The organism is Niallia sp. FSL R7-0648 (genome assembly GCF_038007005.1).
Lineage (GTDB): Bacteria > Bacillota > Bacilli > Bacillales > Cytobacillaceae > Niallia > Niallia circulans.
The window spans coordinates 1-5,527 of sequence record NZ_JBBOWE010000004.1 but is presented as its reverse complement, the minus strand read 5'-3'; the positions used below and the strand labels follow the sequence as shown (position 1 = coordinate 5,527).

4 protein-coding genes and 1 pseudogene are annotated in these 5,527 nt (G+C 31.2%); 1 reads left to right on the top strand and 4 read right to left on the bottom strand.

Translation table 11 applies throughout. From position 1 onward, the window contains the following. Positions 1-123, bottom strand: a pseudogene (locus NSQ89_RS25215) (protein rep); the annotation flags it as partial. A 596-nt stretch (positions 124-719) separates the two neighbouring features. Further along, a complete protein-coding gene (gene mobV / locus NSQ89_RS25210; RefSeq protein WP_341133457.1) occupies positions 720-1,868 on the bottom strand; it encodes a MobV family relaxase in 1,149 nt (382 codons plus the stop codon). A 960-nt stretch (positions 1,869-2,828) separates the two neighbouring features. On the opposite strand from mobV, the gene NSQ89_RS25205 reads away from it, so the two are divergent. Continuing rightward, complete coding sequence (locus tag NSQ89_RS25205) at positions 2,829-3,524, top strand: hypothetical protein (RefSeq protein WP_341133456.1); 696 nt, start codon at positions 2,829-2,831, stop codon at positions 3,522-3,524. Between the two features lie 400 nt (positions 3,525-3,924). Here the strand turns inward: NSQ89_RS25205 and NSQ89_RS25200 are convergent, their stop codons facing one another. Together NSQ89_RS25200 and NSQ89_RS25195 are read right to left on the bottom strand one after the other, a co-directional pair. Beyond that, the gene (locus NSQ89_RS25200) at positions 3,925-4,452 is read right to left on the bottom strand and encodes a DNA-binding protein (protein ID WP_341133455.1); all 528 of its coding nucleotides are present in this window, start codon (positions 4,450-4,452) and stop codon (positions 3,925-3,927) included. 160 nt (positions 4,453-4,612) lie between these two features. Continuing rightward, the coding region (locus NSQ89_RS25195) for a protein rep (protein ID WP_341133454.1) at positions 4,613-5,527 on the bottom strand (915 nt) is incomplete at its 5' end.

Sequence of the window (5,527 nt, the reverse complement as noted above, 5' to 3'; positions counted from 1 at the left end):
CGATTTAAACAATTCTCGACCACTCTCGCTTAAATTTTTTTTTATAAAATCATAAATTTTTATATTCTGTTTCTTTTTAGGTTGATATTTGCCAACAATTTCATCTTGATTTTTATCTATCATTCTTGTTATATTAGTCCTAACTGAATTAAGTGTAAAAAAGGGTCTCTAATACCCTTTTAAGGACTTGCTCCCTTCTGATGGATTTTGTTATTTTTTGTCTAGTCAACTAAAATGATAAATCACTAGGTACGAATGAGCAAGTCCTTTTTTTATTTACCCCTACAGCCACAAGGGAAAAACCATAATATAGGCACCAATTTCCATGCGGAAATAGTTACCTATATTATCAAGATAAGAAAGAACCCAAAACCAACCCCAAAAAACCAAATGGCCTTTCAGCCATTTTTTATAAAAAAAACCGCATTATATTTTTCACTAGATTACTAATCGCAAAAATAAATCCTGCTGAAATTTCAATTTCTCTTTTATTACTTTTATACTTCAAAATATCCATTCTCCTTCACTTTAATTTTTATCTCTCACCTAGGTACTTGCAATTACATAGAGTTATAGGACATTAAGAATCAAAGTGTTTACCTAAATTTGATCTCTATAAATTAAAGTGATTCTCGGAAAATGAATTCTACGTATTTGGCACAAAATAAAAAGGTATAATATACTTTACAAAGTATATTATACCTTTCACTTTTATAGAGTTATCTTTCCAGATGTCTATTCTTCTCAAATTCCCTTTTTCTCATCTCCCATTTTTCATAGTCTTGTAAACCTTCAGGAGATTCTTTTACATCTTCTAAAATTCTATCTTTTACCTTTTCTTCAGAAGGAGTCCCCCTATGAAATTGTTTAGCATATGTAATAGCTCTTTCAAATACCCCTTCAGCAATCCTAGAAGCATGTTTTTGCGCCTGTTTAAGAATATTCGATATTTGTATCTGTGCTCTCTCTAAAACGCTAATTTTGACCTTTAAAAGCTTATTTTCACTTTCTAATCTCTTATTTTCATTCAAAACATCATTTGAAGCCTTTCTAATGCCATCCATTCGAACCATTTCAACTTCTGGAACCAGATAAACAGTCATTGATTGTCCATTCTTCAAATTCACTTGTTGTTTTCCAACTGGTTTTTGGGGAGCATGTTTATCTTCTATATGCTCTTTAGAAGTCTTTATTCGCCTTTCTAAGACTTCCTTTTCTTTTTCAAGACTTTTAATACGTTTTTCTCTTTCCTCTTCAATTTGAGTCATTTCTGTCATTCTAGACTGCATGTCTTTAAATTCATCAACTGTTAAATGCTTTCTTTCGCCATTCGGCTCTCCTCGCTCAACATCAAACCCCTTTTTTTCTAAAAACCGAGGTAAATCATCTTGAATTGCTAGCAATTCCTTACGGTTAAAAACGTTCTTCGCTTGTAATTTACCTTCTCTCATTGGAACAACCCCTAAGTGCATATGTGGAGTCGTTTCGTCTAAATGAACTTGGCCATAAGCAATATTTTGTTTTCCGTACCGTTCTTCAAAAAACTCTGCAGCTGTCGTAAAAAATTTTTCTGTTTGCTCTTGGTCTAATCCTTCAAAAAACTTTTTATCACTCGTGATAATCCACTCGTTCACTAAAACCGCATCTTTTCGTATCGCCCTGGATCCTTCTTTTTGTTCTTCAATGATATTCATTATTCGATCTCTATAATCTATATTTTCATGATTAAACAAATCAAAATTTAAATGAGAACGACTAACGTCGATCTCCTTATTGCTATGGTTCTCAAATTCTCTTTGATTGTGCCTTTGGATCCCTCCAAGGTTTTGAGATTTCATTTTCTGCATTCTGGCTACCAAGTAGCTCATTGGGTACCCCACCTCGCTTGGTTTTAAGAGACTTAAAGTACATTAAGTATAACGCACTATACTTTACAAGGTAAAGTGTGCGGTCTACGACGCTAAAAGCATGCCTCCAAAGTCGGCTAAAAAACCTTTGTCTCCGACGGGTTAAGGGAACTTTTCCCTTAACAATCCCCATAAAAATCTCCCCCAACCCCCTCCCTTTTCGAGGGGGCTCCCTCGCCGGTAGGCAGGTCAAAACAAAGGTTTTGACAATGCCAAGAGGGTTCGGGTGTAGTGAATCTATCAACTCCTTAATGCTCCCTTCGGTCCGCTTACCGTTGACAGACGCCATATAAGGCTCATATAACCACATTAAGCAATCACCCTAGTTTTTTTTAGCCTTGGAGGCTTTCCTTCTTCACAAAAGTGGATGTAGCTTTGAAATAAAGTTTGATTAAAACCTTCACATAAACACTGATTTAGCCACAAATAGAAAACCTTCATTTTAAACAAAGATTGATCAAAATGAAGGATTCTCTTGTGAATATGTGAACAATTTTTATAAAAAAGTTTAATCAAAATATTTTATAAACCCTGATATTACAATGTTTTCTTTATAGTTATTCTTCCAAAACGGTTAAACTTTTTTATAAACGGTGCGACTTTCTTCAAAACATCGCATCATTTTTATAAACATCGTGACTTTATTTTAAAACCACAGTGGACGGTGATTTCGTAATTACTTACCTAGCACTTTGTTTTTTTATTAGTGGTCACTTACTCTAATAAAAAATAGGGTTGTAAATTTTACACCCCTGAAAAGAAGTATCAGTTTGTCTTAATATTCCTCTTTTATTTACTTACAATCAAACGCTTTATACTAACGTTAAATTGTTCGTTATATATATTTTTTTGTTCTTTTAAAGGGATTACCAATATTTTGAAGAAATTAATAAGTGATTTAAATTAAAAGGAGATGAGAAAATGAAAATATTACCTACAGCTAAAAAGGCATTTCTTGTAACAATTGTTTTCAGTATGATGGTTTTACTTTTACCAAACTATTCAAAAGCAGCAGAAAATCCATCACTGAATAATAATCAGCCTAATACTGATATCCCCTTAACTGAAAATGAAGAGTTAATTTTAACCCAAGAATATGAAAATATTGATGATTGGATCAATATCCTTGACCCATATGTTAATTTAACAAAAGATGGAACATTTAAACTTGATCCCAATACTCCTGCATCTATCAAAGAAAGTTATGATTGGGATGCTCTACAAGAACATATCAACCAACTTAATTCAGAAATAATAACAAATAACCTTAATGTAACAAAAAATAAAGAGATTGTTGATCCTTCAAAAAACAATTCTATATTACTAGCATCTTCCAGTATAGGAGTAACTAAAACCCAAAAATATTGGTGGGGATATACTCGTTGGTTAAATAACACTGATACAAAAAATGCTATAAAAAATCTACGAATGGCAGGGAATATTACATCAACTAGTAAACTTTTTAAATATATAGGTCTACCAATTGCTGGATTTTCAGCAACTGTTATGGGGGGTTATTACAAACTAGTAGCAAATAGAATGGAATCACACAATAAAGGAAAAGGTGTAAAATTGTCCGTTACTTGGGCTGCAGTTTTCACAGTATCTTCTCAATAATAATTCACATAAAAAATTAATTATTTATTATTTCTTCGATGAATATAATCTTGAATAAAAGAGAATATACACAAACTAAGTGATACTATTACCAATAAATTAACAATCACTATAGAATCTCCTCCAGACTATTTCTTTGTATTTTCTTTATCACTCTTGTCTTTTTCTATCATTTCTAATAGAAAAAAACCTGCACATACAAATGACAAAATAATTACTACTATTTCTAGAAAATTTTCCATAGTATATCTACCTCCTAATATATTTTATAAAATAAGTTGGAAAATATTATTAATTTTGTTTTTTATCTTTAGTTTTCTTTTTTATTAGCAATTTCAATTTCCTTTACTAAAAAAAGAAGGTGTATCAAAACTCTCGATACACCTTCTTTTTTTCACACCTATTTTGTTCTACCAAAAATCCGAGAAAAAAATGACCTTTTTTCATTATCTGTAGCTGTTTCTAATAATAATTGTTTTTGAAGTTCTTGTTGTTGCTTTATTTGAACCATCAACTCACGATCCCGCCGCTCAACAGAATCATTAAATTTCTCTAAAAGAATGGCAGCAGTCTTTTCAGCTGCATTATTGGCAGCCTTCTGAATTACATCTTCTAATTCTTCTTTGGTAAACGATATTTTATCATCTTCTTTATTAAAAACGGATAGCATTTTTTCAGCATTATTTTGCTCTTTAACCTTTGATACTATTGCAATTGCAGTGTTTTCAAGACTTTGCGTTTTCTCTATCAATTTTTGAAAATCCGTTAATACTACAATATCGCGTTTAAAGTATATTCGTTGATCTTTATCATTTCTAGTAAACTCATAACCGACCTTTTCTAACTCTAAAGACCATCTTCTTAATGTATTAACATTGATTTCTAAATGAAGTGCTACTTCTTTTGCGAAAGAACCAAATTCACTCATATTCTTCACCTTCTTTACAACTAAATTCTATAAAAGAGTATTAATTCCTCGTTTTTTCTCTATCTCTTTATCAGTTAACTAGAAAAACCTTATTTAATGTTTTTTAGTTAACCAGATAATTTTTTTCAAAAAAAGAACCAAACTTGAAAGCCCTGGTTCCTTATTCCACTTCTATTTCATCAATCAATTTTCCGTTATATTCTTTTAACTCTTCTGGACTTAACTCTTTATATTCCTGGTTAAATTTCAAGAGATCCGCATTCCATGTAGCTATTAATTTATAAAAATATTCATTTTGGTCTTTCCCCATATGCTTGTCCAACTCACCAGTTTCATATTTTTTCGCATACTCTTTCAAAAGACCACCATAAACAATTAATTGTCTACCTTTTAATGCAGAATAGAAAACGTCAAACACATCTTCACTCACAGCCATTTCATAATCTTTCGCCGAATACTTTGCAATTTCTGCAACCGCATTTCCACCACGAATTAAATTAACTTTTTGAATACTGACTTGTGTTATTTCTGATAGATCTGTTACATCTCGCCACATTTCCAACCAAGATTGTTGAGATATGTAATATCTTTTATCTGTAAAATAAGATTTATTTACACACAGCAACACATGAAAATGAGGATTATATGTATCATAAGACGGATTATTATCTCCAATTTTGAGATTCCGTTTTTCATAATAAGCCTGTTTTCTCTTATACATTTCTTTCGTTATAAAACGCTCTTTATCATAGGTCATTTCTAATTTTCTTATATATCCCTTAATCGAACGTTCAATATTTCTTCTCTTAAACAATTTGTTAAAAGCTTTATTAAATCTATCAATCTCAGTTTTTACAGAATCAGCTTTAATATTCGGAGTAGTCAAAGTTAAAAATAAAAAATCTTTGTTTTCATCTACCTTGATAGCTTCCATCATCACCGATATTTTCATAGCGTCTTTTCTTGCTTTACGCCAAGCACAAATCGGACAAAAACGATTTTTACAATCATAACCTTTAATTCTTTTTTTCGTAGTTTTATCTTGAGTAGTGATAAAAAGATTAAAATTACTACA